Annotated in this window: 22 protein-coding genes; 9 read left to right on the forward strand and 13 right to left on the reverse strand. The window is 71.5% G+C overall.

Going from position 1 to position 21,138, the window contains the following annotated elements:
- Positions 1-31: 31 nt before the first annotated feature.
- Both F4560_RS44325 and F4560_RS45505 read left to right on the forward strand, forming a co-directional pair.
- Positions 32-874, forward strand: a complete 843-nt coding sequence (locus F4560_RS44325; protein ID WP_184919186.1) for a PucR family transcriptional regulator — start codon at positions 32-34, stop codon at positions 872-874.
- A 187-nt stretch (positions 875-1,061) separates the two neighbouring features.
- The gene (locus F4560_RS45505) at positions 1,062-1,490 is read left to right on the forward strand and encodes a MarR family winged helix-turn-helix transcriptional regulator (protein ID WP_312869097.1); all 429 of its coding nucleotides are present in this window, start codon (positions 1,062-1,064) and stop codon (positions 1,488-1,490) included.
- Here F4560_RS45505 and F4560_RS11020 read toward each other — a convergent pair.
- From F4560_RS11020 to F4560_RS11030, 3 genes are all read right to left on the reverse strand, one after another.
- A complete protein-coding gene (locus F4560_RS11020) occupies positions 1,471-2,079 on the reverse strand; it encodes a dihydrofolate reductase family protein (RefSeq protein WP_184919190.1) in 609 nt (202 codons plus the stop codon). The two genes, F4560_RS45505 and F4560_RS11020, sit on opposite strands and share 20 nt — an antisense overlap.
- 109 nt (positions 2,080-2,188) lie before the next feature.
- On the reverse strand, positions 2,189-3,475 hold the full coding sequence (locus F4560_RS11025; RefSeq protein WP_184919192.1) for a M20/M25/M40 family metallo-hydrolase: 1,287 nt from the start codon (positions 3,473-3,475) through the stop codon (positions 2,189-2,191).
- An 8-nt stretch (positions 3,476-3,483) separates the two neighbouring features.
- A complete protein-coding gene (locus tag F4560_RS11030; protein ID WP_184919194.1) occupies positions 3,484-4,311 on the reverse strand; it encodes a M55 family metallopeptidase in 828 nt (275 codons plus the stop codon).
- A gap of 131 nt (positions 4,312-4,442) precedes the next feature.
- Here F4560_RS11030 and F4560_RS11035 point away from each other — a divergent pair, with 131 nt between their 5' ends.
- Genes F4560_RS11035 through nikE form a run of 4 tightly spaced genes read left to right on the forward strand, consistent with a single transcriptional unit; the run spans position 4,443 to position 9,650 of the window.
- Positions 4,443-6,188: an ABC transporter substrate-binding protein gene (locus F4560_RS11035; RefSeq protein ID WP_221484184.1), complete on the forward strand. Its 1,746-nt coding sequence runs from the start codon at positions 4,443-4,445 to the stop codon at positions 6,186-6,188.
- The gene (locus F4560_RS11040; RefSeq protein WP_312869099.1) at positions 6,185-7,141 is read left to right on the forward strand and encodes an ABC transporter permease; all 957 of its coding nucleotides are present in this window, start codon (positions 6,185-6,187) and stop codon (positions 7,139-7,141) included. Before F4560_RS11035 ends, F4560_RS11040 begins: the two co-directional genes overlap by 4 nt.
- A complete protein-coding gene (locus tag F4560_RS11045; protein ID WP_184919198.1) occupies positions 7,138-8,022 on the forward strand; it encodes an ABC transporter permease in 885 nt (294 codons plus the stop codon). Before F4560_RS11040 ends, F4560_RS11045 begins: the two co-directional genes overlap by 4 nt.
- Positions 8,019-9,650: a nickel ABC transporter ATP-binding protein NikE gene (gene nikE / locus F4560_RS11050; RefSeq protein ID WP_184919200.1), complete on the forward strand. Its 1,632-nt coding sequence runs from the start codon at positions 8,019-8,021 to the stop codon at positions 9,648-9,650. Before F4560_RS11045 ends, nikE begins: the two co-directional genes overlap by 4 nt.
- Positions 9,651-9,765: 115 nt before the next feature.
- Here the strand turns inward: nikE and F4560_RS11055 are convergent, their stop codons facing one another.
- The 6 genes from F4560_RS11055 to F4560_RS11080 form a co-directional block, all read right to left on the reverse strand.
- On the reverse strand, positions 9,766-10,143 hold the full coding sequence (locus tag F4560_RS11055; protein ID WP_184919202.1) for a winged helix-turn-helix transcriptional regulator: 378 nt from the start codon (positions 10,141-10,143) through the stop codon (positions 9,766-9,768).
- 4 nt (positions 10,144-10,147) lie between these two features.
- Positions 10,148-11,359 (reverse strand): acyl-CoA dehydrogenase family protein, encoded by a 1,212-nt coding sequence (locus F4560_RS11060; protein ID WP_184919204.1) that lies wholly within the window; start codon positions 11,357-11,359, stop codon positions 10,148-10,150.
- Entirely contained in the window at positions 11,359-12,366 is a 1,008-nt protein-coding gene (locus F4560_RS11065; protein ID WP_184919206.1) for a phosphotransferase family protein, read from the reverse strand. The genes F4560_RS11060 and F4560_RS11065 overlap by 1 nt, the downstream gene beginning before the upstream one ends.
- Positions 12,363-13,004 carry an HAD family hydrolase gene (locus F4560_RS11070; protein ID WP_184919208.1) on the reverse strand — a complete coding sequence of 214 codons (642 nt, stop codon included), beginning with the start codon at positions 13,002-13,004 and terminating at the stop codon, positions 12,363-12,365. Before F4560_RS11070 ends, F4560_RS11065 begins: the two co-directional genes overlap by 4 nt.
- Before the next feature lie 94 nt (positions 13,005-13,098).
- Entirely contained in the window at positions 13,099-13,695 is a 597-nt protein-coding gene (locus tag F4560_RS11075) for a DUF6886 family protein (RefSeq protein ID WP_246477775.1), read from the reverse strand.
- Positions 13,696-13,912: 217 nt separating this feature from the next.
- Positions 13,913-14,350, reverse strand: coding sequence for an Hsp20/alpha crystallin family protein (locus F4560_RS11080; RefSeq protein WP_184919209.1), 438 nt, complete (start codon positions 14,348-14,350; stop codon positions 13,913-13,915).
- 100 nt (positions 14,351-14,450) lie between these two features.
- Between F4560_RS11080 and F4560_RS11085 the strand changes: the two genes are divergently transcribed.
- Complete coding sequence (locus F4560_RS11085; RefSeq protein WP_184919211.1) at positions 14,451-15,032, forward strand: HSP18 transcriptional regulator; 582 nt, start codon at positions 14,451-14,453, stop codon at positions 15,030-15,032.
- Positions 15,033-15,308: 276 nt separating this feature from the next.
- Here F4560_RS11085 and F4560_RS11090 read toward each other — a convergent pair whose 3' ends face one another.
- From F4560_RS11090 to F4560_RS11105, 4 genes are all read right to left on the reverse strand, one after another.
- Positions 15,309-15,899, reverse strand: a complete 591-nt coding sequence (locus tag F4560_RS11090) for a DinB family protein (protein WP_184919213.1) — start codon at positions 15,897-15,899, stop codon at positions 15,309-15,311.
- Between the two features lie 15 nt (positions 15,900-15,914).
- Positions 15,915-16,601, reverse strand: a complete 687-nt coding sequence (locus tag F4560_RS11095; RefSeq protein ID WP_184919215.1) for a dienelactone hydrolase family protein — start codon at positions 16,599-16,601, stop codon at positions 15,915-15,917.
- Entirely contained in the window at positions 16,598-17,461 is an 864-nt protein-coding gene (locus F4560_RS11100; RefSeq protein ID WP_312869108.1) for a S66 peptidase family protein, read from the reverse strand. Before F4560_RS11100 ends, F4560_RS11095 begins: the two co-directional genes overlap by 4 nt.
- 206 nt (positions 17,462-17,667) lie before the next feature.
- Positions 17,668-19,596 carry a prolyl oligopeptidase family serine peptidase gene (locus F4560_RS11105; RefSeq protein WP_184919219.1) on the reverse strand — a complete coding sequence of 643 codons (1,929 nt, stop codon included), beginning with the start codon at positions 19,594-19,596 and terminating at the stop codon, positions 17,668-17,670.
- 114 nt (positions 19,597-19,710) lie between these two features.
- On the opposite strand from F4560_RS11105, the gene F4560_RS11110 reads away from it, so the two are divergent.
- On the forward strand, positions 19,711-20,277 hold the full coding sequence (locus tag F4560_RS11110) for an Rv2134c family protein (protein ID WP_184919221.1): 567 nt from the start codon (positions 19,711-19,713) through the stop codon (positions 20,275-20,277).
- Between the two features lie 7 nt (positions 20,278-20,284).
- Positions 20,285-21,091 (forward strand): Rv2133c family protein, encoded by an 807-nt coding sequence (locus F4560_RS11115; RefSeq protein ID WP_312869111.1) that lies wholly within the window; start codon positions 20,285-20,287, stop codon positions 21,089-21,091.
- Positions 21,092-21,138 lie beyond the last annotated feature (47 nt).

Below are 21,138 nucleotides of genomic sequence, written 5' to 3' on the forward strand. Positions count from 1 at the left end.
GGCGACTGGAGTTGTTCCTACAGTTGTCGGAATGCAGGAGTTGCTGGACGAGCTGTCCCGGGTGTTGGGACGCGGTGTGTCGGTGGACGACGTGGCGGGCCGGGTGGTCGCGCACAGTGCCCAGGCCGACGACGTGGACCCGGCGCGGGTGCGGGCGATCCTGACCCGGCGGGTGCCGGCGGACGTCGCGGCGTGGCAGGAGCAGCACGGCGTCTCGACCGCGGCGGGGCCGGTGCGGGTGCCGGAGAACGCGGTGTTGGGGTTCTCGCAGCGGGTGGGTTTCCCGTTGCGGCACAACGGGGTGCTGGTCGGCTACCTGTGGGTGTTGGGCGAGCCGCCGGAGCTGGACTTGGGCGGTCGGTTGGCGGCGTTGGCGGCGCAGGTGCCGGTCGGGGAGCGGACGCCGGTGCGGGTGGTGGTGGGGTTGGAGCCGCGGGTGGTGCGCACGGTGCCGGCGGGTGATCCGCTGCCGGAGTTGTCGGGGCACGTGGGGGTGAGCGATCCGCATCCGCCCGACCGGGCCGGGTCGGCGTACCAGCAGGCGTTGGCGGCGGCGGAGTTGGCGCGGCTCGACCCGGCGTTGCCGGACCGGGTGCGGTGGTCCGAACTGGGCGCGTACCGGCTGTTGCTCGGGGCGTCGCCGGACGAGGTGCTGTCCGGGTTGTCGGAGGTGCTGCTGGTGACGTTGGAGGTGTACCTGGACTCGGGGTGCGACGTGCGGGCCGCGGCGGATCGCCTGCACCTGCACCGCACGAGCCTGTACTACCGGTTGGGCCGGATCGCCGAGCTGACCGGCCGTGACCTGGCGGACGGCGGGGTGCGGCTGGAGCTGCACCTGGCGTTGAAGCTCGCCCGGCTGGCCCGACGCCCCTGAGCGGTGTCGACGCGCAAGCGGGGTTGACGCGCGTCCGGAGTTGACGCGCGTCCGGAGTTGACGCGCATCCGGAGTTGACGCGCATCCGGGTCGAGTGGTCCGCGCTGCGCTTGTGTCACAGTCCCGGTGGTGTCGCGGCCTGTCGCGATAAGGTGATCGACTTCGCTGGCCGATGTCAAGGAGTGCCGTGCCCGACGACCTCAGCCTGCTGCTGTACCTGCCGCACCGCGAGATGGAGGACCGCGTGTTCGCCGCCTTGGCGGGGGCGGGTTTCGACGACGTGACGCCCGCCCAGTCGCGGGTGTTCCAGCGGATCCGCCGCGACGGGTCGAGGTTGACCGAGTTGGCGGAAGCCGCACAGATCACCAAGCAGACCGCGGGTTTCCTGGTCGACCAGCTGGAACGCGGCGGGTACGTGGAGCGCACGCCCGATCCGACCGACGCGCGGGCCCGGCTGATCCGGGTGGCCGAGCGCGGGCAGAAGGCGATCCCGGTGGGGCGGGCGGCGATCGCGGAGGTGGAACGGGAGTGGACGGCGCACCTGGGTCAGCGGCGGATGGCGGCGCTGCGTGACGCGTTGGCCAGGCTGCGGGAGATCACCGATCCTTCGTTGTAGTGCGCACGGTGTACTTCAGGTGGGTGGCGCGTGTGCCCTGGATGACGACCGGGTCCTCGAACCGGTGCGGCGCGCGGGTCAGGTTGGCGAAGTAGGGGATGCCCTCGCCGAGCAGGACGGGCACGAGGCTGACGTGGACCTCGTCCACCAGCCCCAGGTCCAGCGCCTGTGCGGCGATACTGGCACTGGCGATCGTGACGTCCTTGTCCCCCGCGTCCCGGGCGATGCGCTTGGCCTCGGCGATACCGGCCTCGACGCTGTCGGTGAAGGTGGTCGTCTTCCACCTGTCGGCGTCCTCGGGCCGCCGGTGGGTCACCACGACGACGTGGTCGGCCGCCGGGTGTTGGCCGCCCCACCCGTCGGTGTAGTCGAACAGGCGTCGGCCGCACACGATGACGGCGGCGTTCTCCAGGTACCCGCGCAGCATCGCGGCGCTGTCGGGGTCGACCTGGAACGAGTACTCGGGGGCGTGGCTGGGCACGGTCACGTCGCCCGCCTGGTACCAGTCGAACAGCTCGGCGACGCCGTCCTGCGGGTCGGCGATGAACCCGTCGAGCGACATCGTCATGTGCGAGAAGACCTTGCCCATCGTGGACCTCCTGCGGGTTGCGTCGGCTACGGGAGTGGAACGTCCGCGGGCGACGAAACTCATCGGTGGCGCGATTACCCCCTACCGCGATTACCCCTTCGAGGACAGGCTAGGACGACAGGAACCGGTCGAGCACGCGCGCGCCGAAACGCAGGCCTTCGACGGGCACGCGTTCGTCCACGCCGTGCGGCATGGCCCGGTAGTCGTAGCCGGCGGGCAGGGTGAGCGGCGAGAAGCCGTAGCAGTCGATGCCCAGCCGGCTGAACGCCTTGGCGTCGGTGCCGCCGCCCATGCAGTAGGGCACGACCACGGCGTCGGGGTCCTCCGCGCGCAGCGCCGCGGCCATCGCGTCGAACCAGGGCGAGTCGATCGGGGCCTGCACGGGCGGTTCGCTGGCGATGAACTCGCGGCGCACCTCGGCGCCGAGCGCGACGTCGATCGACGCGAGCAGTTCGTCCACGGTGCCGGGCAGGGTGCGCACGTCGATCTCGGCGGTGGCGCTGCCGGGGATGACGTTGACCTTGTACCCGGCGCGCAGCACGGTGGGTGTGGTGCTGTTGCGGACGGTGTTCTCGACGAGCCGGGCGGCGGGTCCGAACCGGGCGATGGTGCCGTCGACGTCGGCGAGGTCGACGGGGACGTCGAGGGCCGCGCCGACCTGTTCGATGAACGCCTTCACGGTGGGGGTGAGCCGCACGGGGTGGTCGATGGCGGCGATGCGGGCGAGCGCGCCGAGGAGCTTGACCACGGCGTTGTCGTCGTTGCGGCGTGATCCGTGGCCGGCGCGTCCGGTCGCGGTGAGCCGCAGGTGGGAGGTGCCGCGTTCGGCGGTGCCGATGGGATAGACACGATGGTCGCCGACGGGGTAGGAGTAGCCGCCGGATTCGCTGATCGCGGTGGTGCAGCCGGCGAAGAAGTCCGCGTGGCGTTCGACCAGCCACTGGGCGCCGTACTCGCCGCGGTCCTCCTCGTCGGCGACGAACGCGAGCACGATGTCGCGGCGGGGCCGGCGTCCCTCGCGGGACCAGTCGCCCAGCACGGCGAGCACCATGGCGATCATGTCCTTCATGTCGACCGCGCCGCGGCCCCACAGGAACCCGTCGCGTTCGACGCCGGCGAACGGCGGCACGCTCCACTCGGCGGCGTCGGCGGGCACCACGTCCAGGTGCGCCTGCACGAGCAGCGCGGGCAGATCGGGTTCGGTGCCGGTCACACGGGCCAGCACGTTGCTCCGGCGTGGCGCGGATTCCAGCACGGTGGGCTCGACGCCGACGGCGTCCAGGTGCGCGGCGACGAACTCGGCCGCCTCGCGTTCACCGGCGGACCGGCCGCCGCCGTGGTTGGTGGTGTCGAACCGCAGCAGTGCGGCGCACAGGTCGACGACGTCCTCAGCCATGCGTTCCCTTACCCGTAGATCCCTTCGACCGCCCCCGCCGCGATCGCGGTGACGATCTTGAACGCCTGCATCGCCAGGGTCATGGACGCTGCGTCGAACCCGACCCGGCGTGCTCCGACCTGCTGCACAGTAGGGACCACGGCCGCGGCGGCGGCGAGGTGGGTGGCGTCGAACTCGACTTCGACCCGGTGCGGGGCGACCGTGCCGGGCACGCGTCCGGCGCGGTCCATGGCGGTGCGGGCGGCGGCGGTGATCCGCTCGGAGGTCACCTTCGGCGGGGCGCAGACGGCGGCGTAGCGGCTGACGCAGTCCTTGACGGCGACGAGTTCGGCGTCGGGCGCGTAGTCGCGGGCGTCGTCGCACGCCTTGTCGTCGCCGGTCACGAGCAGCACGGGGACGCCGTGCTCGGCGGCCAGCGCGGCGTTGAGCCTGCCCTCGCTGGCGGGGACGCCGTCGAGCCAGACGCCGGTGATCGAGTTCTCGAGGTAGGTGTGGGCGAGGACGCCCTCCTGGCCGGCGCCGGCGTGGTAGCCGAGGAAGACCACGCCGTCCACGCCGGAGTCGATGCCCTGCATCATCGACAGCGGCTTGTGCCGTCCGGTGAGCAGTCGGGCGCGGGGGTCCAGGTCCTCCAGCAGGAGGTTGCGCTGGGACGAGTGGGCCTCGTTGACGAGCAGGTCGGTGGCGCCGCCGGCGTGGGCACCGGCGACGCACGCGTTGACGTCGCCGGTGAACAGCCGGCGGAACCGCTGCCACTGCTCGGTCTGGGGTACGACGTCGGCCGTCCAGGTGACGCCGGTGGCCCCTTCCATGTCCGCCGAGATCAAGATCCGCATGGGGTTCACCGTACCGAGGTGTCGTCGCTTCTTGACGTGCACCTCGCGGTAGTGGTTACTTCTTGACCTCGACTCACGGGCAGGAGGCGGTCACTGTGGGTATCCGGCGGTTCGGCGCGGTCACGGCGGCGATGGCATTGGTGGTGTTGCTCGCGCCCACACCGGCGCCGGCGCAGCAGACGGTCACGTTGAGGGTGGCGATCACCCAGCAGGTCGATTCGCTCAACCCGTTCCTGTCGGTGTTCCAGGCGGGCACCGAGGTCGGCAGGCTGATGTACGACTACCTCACCGCCTACGACGTCAAGGACCAGCGCCCCGTGGAGGGCCTGGCCGACAAGTGGGAGTCCTCCGAGGACCGGCTGACCTGGACGTTCCACGTGCCCGAGGGCAAGAAGTGGTCCGACGGGCAGCCGATCACCGCCAAGGACGCGGCGTTCACCTACAACCTGATGATGCGCGACGAGGTCGCGGGGACCGCCAACGGCAGCTTCACCGCCGCCTTCGAGTCCGTCACCGCGACCGACGACCGCACGCTGGTGATCAAGACCAAGCAGCCGCAGGCCACCATGCTCGCGCTGGACGTGCCGATCGTCCCCGAGCACGTGTGGTCCAAGGTCACCGACATCGCCGAGTACCGCAACGACCAGACGCCCGTCGTGGGCAGCGGGCCGTTCGTCCTCACCGAGTACCGGGCCAACGAGTTCATCCGGTTCAAGGCGAACAAGGACTACTGGCGCGGCGCCCCGAAGTACGACGAGCTGACGTTCACCTACTACAAGACCTCCGACGCGGCCGTGCAGGCGCTGGGCAAGGGCGAGGTCGACCTGGTCAACCGGATGGGCCCGGCGCAGTTCGACTCGCTCAAGGACAAGTCCGGCATCACCCGCAACCAGGCGCACGGCCGCCGCTTCAACGAACTGGTGATCAACCCGGGGGCGGCGACCCGCACCGGCGAGCCGATCGGCGACGGCCACCCGGCGTTGAAGGACGTGGTGGTGCGCCGGGCGATCGCCAAGTCGCTGGACCTCGACGCGATCATCAAGCGGGTCAACGGCGGCTACGCGCAGCGCGGCACCGGCCCCATCCCGCCCGTGTTCGCCGACTACCACCTCAAGCCCGAACCGGCGCACCCCTACGACCCGGCCGCCGCGAACGCCGACCTGGACAAGGCGGGCTACGCGCGCGGAGCGGACGGCATCCGCGTCTCGCCGGAGGGCAGGCGGATGGAACTGCGGCTGCTCGGGCACTCCAGCCGTGCCTACGACGAGCAGGCCGGCGAGTTCGTCAAGCGGTCCCTGGCCGACCTGGGCATCGTCGTGGACGTGCAGATCGTGTCCGACAACCAGCTCAACGAGTCCAGCACCGCCGGCACGTTCGACCTGGTGTTCTCCGGCTGGGGCACCAACCCCGACCCGGACTTCATCCTGTCGCTGCACACGTGCGACCAGCGGCCCAACGCCGACGGCAAGGGCGGCACCACCGACACGTTCTTCTGCGACGCCGAGTACGACGCGCTCTACGCGCAGCAGCGCGCCGAGTTCGACCCGGCCAAGCGGCGTGAGCTCGTGCAGAAGATGCAGCAGCGGTTCTACGACCAGGTCCCCGCGGTGGTGCTGGGCTACGACAACGCGTTGGAGGCCTACCGCAGCGACAAGTTCGCCTCGTTCCCGGTCCAGCCCGACCCCGGCGGCGTGATCATGGCGCAGAACGGCGTGTGGGGCTATTACGGGGCGTTGCCGGTCGCGTCGGCCGGTCAGCCGAGCGGGTCGAACACCGGCTTGATCGCGGGCGTCGTCGGCGGCGCGCTCGTCGTCCTGCTGGGCGGCGTGTGGCTGATGAACCGCCGGCGCGGTGCGCGCGCGGAGGACCGCGAGTGATCCGCCACCTGGCGGGCAAGGTCGGCGGCGCGCTGGTCAGCCTGCTCTTCGTGGTGGCGCTGGGGTTCCTGCTGTTCCGGGTGATCCCCGGCGACCCGGTGGTCGCGATGACGCGCGGCCGGCCGGTCACCGGGGACCAGCTCGCCGAGCTGCGCGTGCGGCTGGGCGTGGACAAGCCGCTGGGCGAGCAGTTCGTCGACTACCTGACGGCGGCTCTCCAGGGTGACTTCGGCACGTCGTACGTCTACAGCCGGCCGGTGATGGAGCTGATCGGCGAACGGATGTGGCCGACGATCCTGCTGACCGGCACGGCGACCGTGCTGGCGGTGGTGCTCGGGCTGTGGCTGGGCATCCGCGGGGCGTGGCGGCGCGGGTCGCGGTCGGACCGGATCTCCACCGGTGCGGCGCTGGCGCAGTGGGCGATGCCGACGTTCTGGCTGGGGATGCTGCTGTCGCTGGCGACCGGGGACCTGTTCCCCAGCGGCGGCATGCGGTACCCGGACACGCCGCCGGACTTCCTGTCGCAGGCGGTGGACGTGGCGCACCACATGGTGCTGCCGTGCCTGACCATGATCGCGGTGGTCTACGCGCAGTACCTGCTGGTGATGCGGTCCTCGCTGCTGGAGGAGATGCACGCGGACTACCTGACCACGGCGCGGGCGAAGGGGCTGCGGGACGACGTGGTGCGGCGGCGGCACGCGGTGCCCAACGCGTTGCTGCCGACCGTGACGCTGGTGTTCCTGCACCTGGGGCTGGTGGTGTCGGGGGCGATCACGGTGGAGACGGTGTTCTCCTGGCCCGGGTTGGGGCTGTTGACCTACGAGGCGTTGACCGGGCCTGACCTGCCGCTGTTGCAGGGCACGTTCGTCGTGCTGGCGGGAGCGGTGATCACCATGAACGTGTTCGCGGACCTGCTGTACCGGGTGCTCGACCCGCGGGTGCGTGCGTCGTGACGGCGATCGTGTGGCAGCGCCGTCGGGCGGCGGCCAGGGCGACGTGGCGTGAGTTCGCGTCGCAGCGGTCCGGGTTGGTCGGGTTGATCGGGCTGGTCGTGATCGGGGTGCTGGCGGTGCTGGCGCCGTTCGTGACCGACCAGTCGGGGTTGGACGTGACGCGGCTGACCGCGTCGCCGTGGGAGCCGCCGTCGTCCTCGAACTGGCTGGGGACCGACCACAACGGGCGTTCGGTGCTGCTGCTGACGTGGTGGGGCACCCGGATCTCGCTGGTCGTGGGGCTCGCGGCGACGGTGTTGTCGGTGCTGATCGGCACGGTGGTCGGGATCACGGCGGCGCACTTCGGCGGCTGGGTGTCGGCGGTGCTGATGCGGTTCACCGACTTCTTCCTGGTGCTGCCGTCGCTGGTGCTGGCGATCGCGCTGTCGACCGTGCTGCCCCGCGGTCTGGGCACGATCGTGCTGGCGATCGGCGTGACGTCCTGGCCCGCGACGGCGCGGCTGGTGCGGGCGCAGACGCTGGCGGTGGAGGCGCGTCCGTTCATCGAGCGCGCCCGTGCGCTGGGCGGCGGGCACGGGCACGTCATCGGCCGGCACGTGCTGCCCGCCGTGCTGCCGCTGGTGTTCGTGAACACGACGTTGACGGTGGCGTCCGCGATCGTGGCGGAGTCGACCCTGTCGTTCCTGGGGTTGGGCGATCCGACGCGGGTGTCGTGGGGGTCGCTGCTGCACGCGGCGAACATGCACGGCGCGGTGTCGCAGCGGGCGTGGTGGTTCCTGATCCCGCCGGGGTTGGGTGTGGTGTGCGTGGTGCTGGCGTTCACGCTGTGCGGGCGGGCGCTGGAGACGGTGCTCAACCCGCGGCTGAAGGGGGAGCGGTGAGCCTGCTGGAGCTGCGGGACCTGAGCGTGCACTACCGGGGCGCGCGGGGCGAGGTGACGGCCGTGCGGTCGGTGTCGCTGGCGTTGGAGGCCGGGCGGACGCTGGGGTTGGCGGGGGAGTCGGGCTGCGGCAAGTCCACCGTGGCCATGTCCGTGCTTCGGCTGCTGCCGCGCAACGCCCGTGTCGAGGGGCAGGTGCTGCTCGACGGCGAGGATGTCCAAGGGATGTCGTGGGGCCGGTTGCGGGCGGTGCGGTGGGCGGCGGCGTCGGTGGTGTTCCAGGGTGCGATGCACGCGTTGAACCCGGTGCACCGGGTGGGCGAGCAGATCGCCGAGCCGATGCGGCTGCACGGCGTGACCGGGTCGGTGTCGGCGTTGCTGGACCAGGTGGAGCTGCCGGCGCGTGCGGCGCGGGCGTATCCGCACGAGTTGTCCGGCGGGCAGAAGCAGCGGGTGATGATCGCGATGGCGCTGGCGTGCTCGCCGCGGCTGGTCATCGCGGACGAGCCGACGACGGCGCTGGACGTGGTGGTGCAGGCGCAGGTGCTGGACGTGTTGAAGCGGCTGGTGGCCGAGCGGGACATCGGGTTGGTGATGATCAGCCACGACCTGTCGGTGCTGGCGTCGACGTGCGACCGGCTGGCCGTGATGCGGGACGGTGTGATCGTGGAGGAGGGTCCGGCGCGGGAGGTGATCGCGTCACCGACCCATCCGCACACGCAGGCTTTGGCGGCGGCGTTCCCGACCGTGGGCGATCCGGCGTCACGGCACGCGGGCCCTGCGGTGTCTTCGCCTTCGTCCTCTGCCTCTTCACCTTCACCTTCACCTTCGTCGTCTTCGTCTTCGGGGCCGGTGCTGCTGCGCGCGGAGGGTCTGCGCGTGGACTACGGCTCGACGAAGGCCGTGGCGGGGGTGGACCTGGAGGTGCGGGCGGGCGAGATCGTCGCGCTGGTCGGCCAGTCCGGCTCCGGCAAGACCACCCTGGCCCGCACGTTGCTGGGCCTGCAACGACCGACCGCCGGCCGCGTCTTGTTCGAGGGCGTGGAGCTGCCCCGTTCGGCGTCGGGTCTGCGTGCGTACCGGCGGCAGGTGCAGCTGGTGTTGCAGGACCCGACGAGCGCGCTGAACCCGCGGCACTCGGTGTACGAGGCGGTGGCGGAGGGTCTGCGCATCCACCGTGTCGAGGGTGACGAGGCCACGCGGGTAGCCGAGGCGTTGTCCCATGCGGAGTTGCGCCCGCCGGAGCTGTTCTTCACCTCCCTGCCGCACGAGTTGTCGGGCGGGCAGCGGCAGCGGGTGGTGATCGCGGGGGCGCTGGCCTTGGGGCCGCGGTTGCTGATCGCGGACGAGCCGGTGGCGTCGTTGGACGCGTCGGTGCGGGGGGAGATCCTGGCGTTGCTGCTTCGGTTGCGCCGTGAGCTGGGATTGGCGGCGTTGGTGATCACGCACGATCTGGGGTTGGCGTGGACGATCGCCGACCGGGTCGCGGTGATGTACCGGGGTGAGTTGGTCGAGCAGGGCACGGTGGAGCAGGTGCTGCTGTCACCGCAACACGACTACACGCGCACTCTGCTCGCCGCCGTCCCCCACCACGACGTACCCGAACCGGACAGAACCGGCACGCCGTAGTACACACCCACCCCGCACCGCCGGCCCCCCGCCCACGTTCCTGACCTGCACAGATCCCGGTCACAGCTTGCACGATCGGGTGATCATCGCCCCACAACCAAAGAACACGCCGTTATCATTGAACTGAAACGTCGGTAGAAACAACGAGGCCCCCGACCGACCCCGACCCATGCCGCCGCCGGGCATCGACCAGATCACCGGAGTGCTCCTCGGCCCAGGCGGCCAACGCCCGAACCGGCCCCAACAACGACCGCCCGAGCCCGGTCAGCTCGTACCGGCCGTCGACGCCGACCACCAGCCCGTTCCCGCGCAGCCGGGCGAGCGTCTGGGTGAGCATCTTGTTGCTGATGCCGCCGATCCGCTCCAGCAGCTCGCCGTAACGCAGCGGCCTCTCCCCGAGCGCGACCACGACCACGACCGACCAGGTGTGCCCGATGACCTCCAGCGTCGTGCGGGCGGGACAGTCGGCCAGGAACACGTCGTAGTCGCTCACCCCGTCACAGATACCGCTTGAGCTCCCGCTTCGCCAGCGACATCCGGTGCACCTCGTCCGGTCCGTCGGCCAGCCGCAGCGTGCGTGCCGCCGCCCAGAGTTCGGCGAGCGGGAAGTCCTGGCTCACGCCGCCCGCGCCGTGTGCCTGGATCGCCTTGTCCAGCACCCACTCCGCCATGATCGGCGTGCCGATCTTGATGGCCTGGATCTCGGTGTGCGCGCCCTTGTTGCCGACGGTGTCCATCAGCCACGCGGTCTTGAGCACGAGCAGTCGGGCCTGTTCGATGCGGACCCGCGACTCGGCGATCCACTCCTGCACCACGCCCTGGCGGGCGATCGGCCGGCCGAACGCGACACGTGAGATCGCACGGCGGCACATCAGTTCCAGCGCGCGCTCGGCGATGCCGATCAGCCGCATGCAGTGGTGGATGCGGCCGGGGCCGAGGCGGGCCTGGGCGATCGCGAAGCCCTCGCCCTCGCCGGCGATGAGGTTGTCGGCGGGCACGCGGACGTTGTCGAAGACGATCTCGGCGTGCCCGCCGTGCGAGGCGTCGGTGTAGCCGAAGACGTGCATCCCACGCTTGACCTGCACGCCGGGCGTGTCGCGGGGCACGAGGATCATGGCCTGCTGGCGGTGGCGTTCGGCGTCCGGGTCGGTCTTGCCCATCACGATGAAGATGGCGCAGTTCGGGTTCATCGCGCCCGACGACCACCACTTGCGCCCGTTGACGACGTACTCGTCGCCGTCACGCACGATGCTGGTGGCGATGTTCGTGGCGTCGGACGACGCGACCTCGGGCTCCGTCATGCAGAAAGCGGACCGGATCTCGCCGTCCAGCAGGGGTCGCAGCCACTGCTTCTTCTGCTGCTCGGTGCCGAACATCGTCAGCACCTCCATGTTCCCGGTGTCCGGCGCGGCACAGTTGAGCGCTTCGGGCGCCAGGTGCGGGCTGCGGCCGGTGATCTCGGCCAGCGGCGCGTACTGGAGGTTCGTCAGGCCGCCGCCGTGCTCCGGATCGGGCAGGAACAGGTTCCACAATCCCTGCCTGCGCGCCTCGGCTTTGAGCTCTTCGAGGACGGGCGGGCGCGCCCACGGGTCCTCGGCGTCGTGGAGCTGCTGCTCGGCGACCGGCTCGGCGGGGTAGACGAACTCGTCCATGAACCGCAGCAGCTTGGCGCGCAGTTCCTCGGTCTTGGCGTCGTAGGCGAAGTCCATCAGTGCTCCCCTGAGGTCGCGGCTAGTCCCTGCCGGACCAGCGGCAGGGTGAGTTGGCCGATCTGGTCGAACCCCGCTCCCACGGTCTTGCCGTGGGTGAAGCGGAAGTGGATGCCTTCGAGGATCACGGCGAGCTTGAAGTACGCGAACGCCGTGTACCAGGCGAGGCCGCTGGTGTCGGCGCCGCTGCGCTCGGCGTAGCGGCGCACCATCTCGTCGGTGCCGGCGAACCCGGGCAGGGTCGGCACGGTGCCGGTGATCGGGTCGTCGTCGCGCGCGCCGATGCCGTTCCAGTAGACGCACAGCAGGCCGACGTCGGCGAGCGGGTCGCCCAGCGTGGCCATCTCCCAGTCCAGGACCGCACTGATGTCCACCGGGTCCTCGGTGACCAGGACGTTGTCCAGCCGGTAGTCGCCGTGCACGATGGTGGCGCGGGCGGAGTCGGGGACAGTGTCGGCGAGGCGGTCGCGCAGGTCGTCGATGCCGGGCAGGTCACGGCTGCGGGACGCGTCCAGTTGCTTGCCCCAGCGGGAGACCTGGCGTTTGAGGAAGCCGTCCGGTCGGCCGAAGTCGCCCAGCCCGACCGCCTTAGGGTCGACCGCGTGCAGGTCGGCGAGCACGTCGACCAGCCGTTCGGACAGGGCCTTCGCCTTGTCCGGGGTCATCCACGGGCACTGGTCGCGGTGCCGCAGCGCCGCGCCGGGGACCTCTTCCATCAGGTAGAACGGCGCGCCGATGACGTCGGGGTCCTCGCACAGCAGCTCGGCCTTCGGCACCGGCACGGCGGTGTCGGCGAGGGCTTTGATCACCCGGTATTCGCGGGGCATGTCGTGCGCGGTGGCCAGGACGTGGCCCAGCGGCGGTCGGCGCAGGACCCAGCGGCGGGCGCCGTCGGTGACCCGGTAGGTGAGGTTGGAGCGGCCGCCGGGGATCAGGTCGCCGGTGAGGGGGCCGGTGTCGAGGTGGGCGGCGAGCCGGTCGAGGTCCAGGCCCGGTAGTCCGGTCATGCGGCGGCTCCCCTGAGCTGGGCGATCACGGCGCGCGTGGTGTCGGCGTCGGTGTGGAGGTGTGCGTGCATGCCGACAGCCTGCGCGCCTTCGACGTTGACCGGTGCGTCGTCGAAGAACACGCACCGGTGGGCGGGCAGGCCGATCTGGTCGAGGGTGTGGCGGAAGATCTGCGGGTCGGGTTTGCGCATGCCGATCCGGCCGCTGATCACGATGGTGTCGAACAGTTCCAGCAGGAGGTCCTCGGGGTAGCCCTCGCCCCAGCTGTTGGACAGCAGGACGGTCCGGAGGCCGTCGGCGCGCAGTTCGCGGACCAGGTCGACCATCTTCGGGTCGGGTCGGGCGCTGCCGAACATGCGGCGCAGCAGGCCTTTCGACGCCACCTCGCGCCCGTCGAGGGTGACGAGTTCGGCGGCCAGGAGCGATTCGAACTCCGCGGGCGTCAGCTCGCCGGTCTCCAGTCGGAACACCGGGTTGTCCGGGGCCGCCCGCCGACCCATCCAGTTCCGCATGGTCTCGCCGTAGCGGGCCCGGTCGATGTTGTCCGCTGTCAGCCAGTCCTCGATGAAGGCGGGCACGGACACCGTGAGCACGCCACCCCAGTCCAGAACCACCGCGTCGATGCGCCGTTCTTCCACGTCGTGAGGGTACCGACCGGTCGGTATGTAGGCAACCCGCCACGCTGCCGAGCCTGCTTGGGACGGCGCGCGCTGGTGCGCGCCGGCGCGCGCCCTACTGCGGTCGCGCCGGTCGCTCCGGTCCCGCCGGTCCCGCCGGTGTTGCCGATTCCGCCGGTCGCTCTGGTCCCGCCGATTCCGGCACGGCGTTGCGCAGCCGGATCCCGCTGAACCCCATGGTGCTCGCGACGACCCGTCGCCAGAACGGCCACAGGTTGGCCATGAGCCGCACCTCGATGCCGGCGTCCTCGTGCAACGTCAGCAGGCCCCCGACCGGCACGGGTGCGCCGAGCGGTTCGACCGGTTCGGTCGCCACGTGGGCGTTGGGTGGCTCACCGAACGGTCGGAACGTCCGCGCGTCGAACCGGTACGCGTAGAGGCGTGCCGTCTGCATCCGGCTCAACCAGCCGAACTCGATCGCGTGCACCCGTTCGGCGCCCAGCCATGCCGCGTCTTCGGCGCTGGTGGTGGGCTCCACCCACGCCATCGCGCGCGGACACTGGCGCGGGAACCAGTAGTCGGGTGCCCGGTCGTGGTCGACGGCCCACACGTACGCCTCGGGCTGCCGTGCCGTCGCCGCGACGTGCGGCGAGAACCGGGTGATCGTCGGATCTTCCGAGAAGTGCAGCACTTCCCCTGACGCCGGCCGCATGACCGGTGATCTTTCCGGGAACCGCCGCCGCGAGCGACCGATTTCCGGTGGACTCCCCTCTAATCGGTTCACGCCTGCATGGTTCACGGTGACTCACGGCGCGGTTGTGGACGACGGCGCGGTTGTGGTCGGTGTGGGACGTGCATTGGCGTGCGATGTGCACCGGGCCTACCCGTCGTAGACCCGGTGCACATCCTGGGATCCGACGGCGGTCGGCTCAGGCGTTGATCTCCTTCGGTGCGCCGTCGGTTTGGCCGATGGCGATCTTGCGCGGCTTGGCCTTCTCCGCGACCGGGATGCGCAGGGTCAGCACGCCGGAGTCGTAGTCGGCCTTGATCCGGTCGAGGTCGAGCGAGTCGCCGAGGAACAACTGGCGCGAGAACACGCCGAGCGGCCGCTCGGACAGTTGCATCTCGACCTCGTTGTCCGTCCGGCTCGGGCGCCGCTCCGCCTTGACGGTGAGCACGTTGCGTTCCACGTCGAGGTCGATCGCGTCCGGCGTGACACCGGGCAGGTCGAACTCCACCACGAACTCGTCACCGGCGCGGTAGGCGTCCATCGGCATGGGCGTGGGCCGCGACCAGGTGCCTGGTCCGGTGAAGAGCTGCTGCGCCAGTCGGTCCAGCTCGCGGAACGGGTCCGTGCGCATCAACATCGGGAACACCTCCTGTTTGGTCGGGTCAATGCGCTGCGATTCAGTTCTACCATGTCGTCATGCCGTTGACAACCCGGTCTGTCATCTGTACGTTGACGTCATGGCGATCGGAGATTACGAGACCGTCCGGGCGGCGGCCACCGGAGACGACCTCAGTGCGGGGCAGGTGTTGTCCGCACTGGTCCTGCTGCGGCGGTTGCGCGACGAGCTGGCCGGATGGGAGCCGCAGCTGATCGCCGCGGCGCGTGAGCTGGGCACGAGTTGGGCCGAGCTCGCGCCCGCGCTCGGGGTGGCCAGTCGGCAGGCCGCCGAGCGCCGCTACCTGAGGCTGCGCCCGTCGGAACTGGGCGCGACGGCCGAAGGGACGGCCGAAGGTCGGGTGCGTGCCGAGCGGGACCGGCGGGCGGCCGACCGGGCGGTGTCGCAGTGGGCCCGCGACAACGCCGCGTCCTTGCGCAGCCTGGCCGGTCAGGTGGGCCGGGTGGACGTGGTGGTCCGTGAGGCGCTGGCGGAGGACGACGCGGTCGCGCTGCTCGGGCCGTTGACGGCGGCGCTGTCGAGGGTTCGGGCGACCGATTCCGGGCTGGCCGCCGAGATCCAGTCGGTCAACGAACAGGCGGAGGAGGTGCGACGCGACACCCAGACACTGCGGGACAGTCAGACATTGCGCGACAACCAGTGACGGCGCGACGGCCATGACTCCGCCTCCATGACTCCGCTGCCCGGTCGACACTGCCGAGTCGACAACTGCTGAACCGCCGCGCCGAACTCGAGCGGCGCGGCCGGCAGCGGCTCGAGCGGCGCGGCCGGCAGCGGGCCGGTTTCGGCAGTCCGGCAGGAACCCGCCCCTCGAACCCGGCGAACCTTGGTCGGCGAACCTTGGCGGCGGGAGGTGGTCGGCGGGGCCGGAGCTGGTGGTGGAGCGGTGGGTAGTCGGCCGGCGCGGTGGTGTGTTCTCTCAGATGGTCTTGCCGTTCGACGCCGCTGTGGCGGCCCGCTCGATCTCCGCCCGGCGGGCCGTCCAGAAGGCCGCGTCGCGTGGTGGACTGGCGTGTCCGGTTGCCGTCCCGGTCGTGCCGTCGAGCTGTTCTCGCAGGATGTCGGCGTGTCCGGCGTGCCGGCTGGTTTCGGTGAGCACGTGGACCAGGACGTTGAACAGCACCACGTTCGGGCGTGGCCACCACGGCACATGGCCGGGCGAGTCGATGCGAAGAGCCGCGATCGTCGCGTCGGAGTGCGCCCACACCCGCCGATAACGGGCGGTGATCTCGTCACGGGTCTCGTGCTCGGTCGCCCACATGTCGGCTCCGCGCGCGTCGAGGTCGTCCCATCGGGGCAGTGGTTCGGGGAACGGTCGGTCGAAGACCTCGCCGAAGTACCGGGACTCCGACAGCGTCAGGTGTTTGACCAGTCCGAGGAGGTTGGTTCCCGTCGTCGTCAGGGGACGGCGGACCTCGTACTCGCCCAGCCCGTCGAGCTTCGAGAGCATCGCCTCGCGGATCTCCCAGAGATCGCTGTGCAGGTACGCCTTCGCGAAGTCGTCGATCATCGAGAAGACCGGGGGTCAGGCAGGGTCGGGCGGGAAGGTCCGGGCGAGGAACTCGGTGGTGAGGGTCCACGCGGTGGCGGCGGCGGCCGGGTGGTGGAACTTCGGTGCCACGCGGTTGTGGAAGGCGTGGCCGGCGGCCTCCTGGACGTGGATCTCCGCGTTGGGCCGGTCGGCGACCGCGTCGACCACGCGTTGCACGGCAGGGCGCGGGATGTAGGGGTCCTGGCCGCCGAAGTGGAACTGGATGGGGCAGGTGACCGCGTCGATGCCGGTGATCCGGTCGGGCACGGTGGAGCCGTAGAACGACACGGTGACGTCGGGGTCCGCGGTCATCGCCGCCTCGTACGCCAGGGATCCGCCGAGGCAGAAGCCGAGGAGTCCGGCGCGTCCGGTGCGGGCGCGGAGGTGTTCCAGGGTGGCGACGACGTCGGACACGCCGAGGGCCGGGTCGAAGCGGGAGCCGACGTCCATGGAGGCGGCGAGTCCCGCGTCGTCGTGGCCCGAGGACCAGCCCGGGGCGACGCGCCAGAACAGTTCGGGGATGGCGACGACGTAGCCGAGCGCGGCGAGGTCGGCGGCGACGGACTTCAGGTACTCGTCCAGGCCGAAGATCTCCTGGATCAGCACCAGTCCGGGGCCGTGCCCGGAAGCCGGTTCCCACACGGGTGCGTCGAACGCGCCGTCGGCGACGTGGATCTTCACCCCAGTACGGTTACCACACCCGTGGCTCCGTCGATCTCGACCGACACGCCCAGGGGCACGGTGAGTTGCGCCTCGCAGTGCCCGAAGCCGACGTCGGCGACGATCGGCACGCCGAGGCCGCCCAACCGGTCGGCGAGGACGGGCGCGGCGTCGCCGCACCCGATCCACGAGCCGAGGACGAGCCCGCCGACCGGGTCGAACCAGCCGGATCGCAGCATGCGGGTGAGCCGGTGGTCGAGTCGGTACGGCTCCTCGTTGACGTCCTCCAGCAGGACGATCGCGCCGTCGGGCGGCGGGGCGTCGAGGAGGCTCAGGTTGCCGCCGACGGCGACGCCGCGGGCCGTGCCGGGCGCCATGCCGATGCCGGCGTAGGACCGGACGCCGGTGAACAGGGCGCGGTGGAGTCGGTCGCGGGCGGCGGTGTCCTCGACGAACGCCCTGGTGCCGATCATCGGTCCGAACCAGGTGGGTGTGCCGTGGTGCCAGAACCGTTCGTGCAGGGCGGTGATGTCGCTGGAACCGACGAAGACCTTGCGGTGCGCGGCGACGGCGGTCCAGTCGACCAGGTCGACCATGCGCATGCTGCCGTAGCCGCCGCGGGCGCAGAGGACCCCGTCCACAGACGGGTCGAGCCAGGCCTGTTCGAAGGCGCGGGCGCGGTCGGCGTCGTGGCCGGCGAGGTAGGGCAGGTCCGGGTGGGTGTCGAGGACGTTCGGGGCGAGTCGGACGTCCAGGCCCCAGGTGCGCAGCCATGCCGTGCCCGCTTCGAGGAGTTCGGCGGGGCAGGGCCCGGCGGGGCTGACGATGGTGACGCGATCGCCCGGCCGCAGCAGTGGCGGTCGAGCGAGTGCGGCGGACACGGCACCGGCATCGTCCGCATGGGCTGCGGCTGGGTGGGTGGAGGTCTTGGCGGTCGACATCCGGTCGGTGGCCGAGGTGGCGGAGGTGACGGAGGTGGCGGAGGTGACCGCGGTGGCTGAGGTGACCGCGGACTCCGGTGCCGGCTCAGGTGCGGCGGGTGTGGCTGGCCCGGCGGGTGTGGTCGGCCCGATTGGTGCGGTCGGTGTCACCGGCGCAGCTCCAGGACCGGGATGCCCTCCGGGGTGAAGCCGAAGACCTGGCCGTAGAACGACAGCTCGGCCTCCAGCGCGGCCACGATGGTCTCGGCCTTGCGGAACCCGTGCTGCTCGCCCTCGAACGTCAGGTACGCGTGCGGGATCCCGGTGCCGTCCATGGCCGCCGCGAACCGGTCCGCCTGCTCCGGCGGGCAGATCTCGTCCTCCAACCCCTGCAACAACAGCACCGGCCCGGCGAGCCGGTCCACCCGGTTGGACGGCGACCGCTCCGCGTACACGGCGGCTGCCTCCGGCCACGGCCCGACCAGGCCTTCCACGTACTGCGACTCGAAGTCGTGGGTCTCCCCGCCCTCGGCGGTCCACCCGGCCAGGTCGAGGATGGGGAACGCGACCATCCCGCACCGGTAGGTCTTCACCGACGTCAGCGACGCGGCCGACGTCCACCCGCCTGCGCTGCCGCCCCGGATGCCGAGCCGGGCGCCGTCGGCGGTCCCCTCGTCGGCCAACGCCTGGGCCACGGCGGCGCAGTCGTTGACGTCCACCACGCCCCACTGGCCGCGCAGCCGTTCGCGGAACGCCCGCCCGTACCCGGTGGAGCCGCCGTAGTTCACCGCGACCACGCCGATGCCCCGGCTGGTCAGGTAGGCGAGTTCCAGGTCCAGCGCCGGCATCGCCCGCCCGGTCGGCCCGCCGTGGACGTGCACGACGTACGGCGGCTTCTCGCCTGACGGCGCGGCGAAGTCGGGGTTGCGCGGCGGGTACACGTAGGCCGGGACGTCGCCGTCGGGCCCGCTGAACACGCGTTCCTCGGGCACCGGCAGGTACTCCACCGGCAGGACCGACTCGCCGGACGTGTGCTCGGTGAGCGTGCCGGTGGACAGGTCCAGCGACACCACCACGGACTCAGCGCCCGGTCCGGCGGCCCCGCTGACCACGACGCCGTCGTGCACGGCGAGGTGCGAATGCCACACCGGCAGGTCCACGTCGACGTCGGTGACGGTGCCGCTGCGCTCGTCGAGGACGGCCAGCGCTCCGGAGCGCAGCACCGCGTACCGGCCGGCGCCGATCGCGGCGAACCACCGGTTGCCCAGCCGCCACATGGGGCCGCCCAGTTCCTCGGCGCACGGCGCGAGGTTCTTCGCCGTGCCGTCCAGGCCGATGCGGTAGAGGTTCCACCAGCCGTCGGGGTCGGTGAGCGCGAGCAGCGACGGCGCCCCACCGGTCTCGGGCGTCTCCCACTCGACCTGGCAGACGGCCTCCGAAGGTCCGCCGGCGAGCACCCGGTACTCGGAGGAGCCGACCTCGGCGACGCACAGTTCGGTGCCGTCCCACGGCATGTTCGGGTGGTCCCAGCCGATCCAGGCGTAGTGGCGGCCGTCGGGGGAGAGCCGCGGCCCGCTCATGAAGTGGTGGCTCGCGCCCAGCACCCGCGCCGGGGAGCCGTCCAAGGGCAGCGCGACCAGTTCCCGCCGCACGTCGGTGCGCGCGTCGCCGGTGACGGTCTCGCGCACGCACCACACCTCGCCGGCGGGTCCGGCGGTGAGGTCGGCGTACCGGTGGCCGTGGTGCCGGGACGGGGCCGGGGTCAGCGGCACGGGCGAGGGGTCGTCGGGGTCGAACACGTAGACGCGCTGGTCGTCCCAGTTGGTGAACGCGACGCGCGTCCCCTCGGGGGTGTCCAGCACGACCCACGGCCGTCCGCCGTACTCGTGGACGCGGTTGCGCACGTTCCACGGGGGCGGCAACAGGTCTTCCCCGTCGCGCACCAGCGCGACCCTCCCGCCCTCTCCTGGTCGTCCCTCGGCCCACCAGGGTCGCCCGTCGTGCAGGTCGACCCATGAGAGGCCCCCACCGGCCGCGGCGGCGTCTGCCGCGTCGATGGGCGATGTCCACGTTCCGTACGGTGCGATCTTCACCACGCGGCCGACCCTATCCGGGTGTCCGCCGCCCGGCCGGCGCCTTTCGTCGGCGACGCGCGAATCGCGGGGGCAGGGCTGCCGATCTTGCTCGCGTGGCCTAGGGTCGTCGTTGTCATGGCACGCGTCATCCACGTATTCCGCCAGCCCGACCGGTTCGTCGCCGGCACAGTCGGGCAGCCTGGCGAGCGCACGTTCTACCTGCAGGCCTCCGAGGAGGCCCGTCTGGTGAGCGTGGCGCTGGAGAAGCAACAGGTCGCCGTACTCGCCGAGCGCATCGGCTCGCTGTTGGAGGAGGTGCACCGGCGGTTCGGCGCGGAGGTCCCCGAAGTGGTCCCCGACGACCTCCGGGACACCGAACCGCTGTCGGTGCCGGTCGAGGAGGAGTTCAAGGTCGGCACGATGGGGCTGGGGTGGGACGCCGAGTCCCGCGCGGTGGTCGTGGAACTGCTCGCGATCACCGAGGAGGAGGTCGACGAGGCGGTGGTCCTCGACGACACCGAGGAGGGTCCGGACGCGGTGCGGGTGTTCCTGAGCCCGGTCGAGGCGCGGGCGTTCGCCGAGCGCGCGGACCGGGTGGTGCGGGCGGGCCGCAAGCCGTGTCCGCTGTGCGCGGAGCCGCTGGACCCGGAGGGGCACGTCTGCCCGCGGCAGAACGGCTACCGGCGTTCGGACGAGGGCTGAGCCGCACGTGGGGTCGGGCGTGGGTCCGGGCGACGACGGCGTGGTCGACCTGCTGGAACGTGGCCGCATCGAGGTCGAGGGGCGGTTGGTGGACGCGTCGAACGCGACGCTGTTCTGCCGGATCGGGCTCGACGGCGTGACCGCGCAGTGCGTGTACAAGCCGGTGCGGGGCGAGCGGCCGTTGTGGGACTTCCCGGACGGCACGCTGGCGGGCCGCGAGGTGGCGACGTACCTGGTGTCGGAGGCGGCGGGCTGGGGTCTGGTGCCGCCGACGGTGCTGCGGGCGGGTCCGTTCGGGCCGGGCATGGTGCAGCTGTGGGTGGAGACCCGCGAGGACGAGGGCCTGGTGGACATCGTGCCCGCGGACCGGGTGCGGGCGGGGTGGCGTTCGGTGCTGCGCGCGCACGACCGGCACGGGGAGCCCGCGGTGCTGGTGCACGCCGACCACCCGCGGGTGCGGGAGATGGCGGCGTTCGACGTGGTGGTGAACAACGCCGACCGCAAGGGCGGGCACGTGCTGCACGCGGTGGACGGCGGCGTGTACGGGGTGGACCACGGGATCTGCCTGCATGCCGATCCGAAGCTGCGCACGGTGCTGTGGGGCTGGCTGGGCGAGGAGCTGCCGGCGGAGTCGGTGGAGGCGCTGCGGCGGCTGCGGTCGTGCCTGGACGGCGATCTCGGCGACCGGCTGCACGGGCACCTGACGCGCGCGGAGGTGCGGGCGTTGACCGAGCGGGTGGAGAAGCTGCTGGCGGCCGGGGTGTTCCCGGAGCCGTCGGACGAGTGGCCGGCGATCCCCTGGCCGGCGTTCTGACCGGCGGTTCTGCCGGGTGGATCCGGTGCCGGGGATCTTCTGGCGGC

The sequence above is a fragment of the Saccharothrix ecbatanensis genome (assembly GCF_014205015.1).
Taxonomy (GTDB): Bacteria; Actinomycetota; Actinomycetes; order Mycobacteriales; family Pseudonocardiaceae; genus Actinosynnema; species Actinosynnema ecbatanense.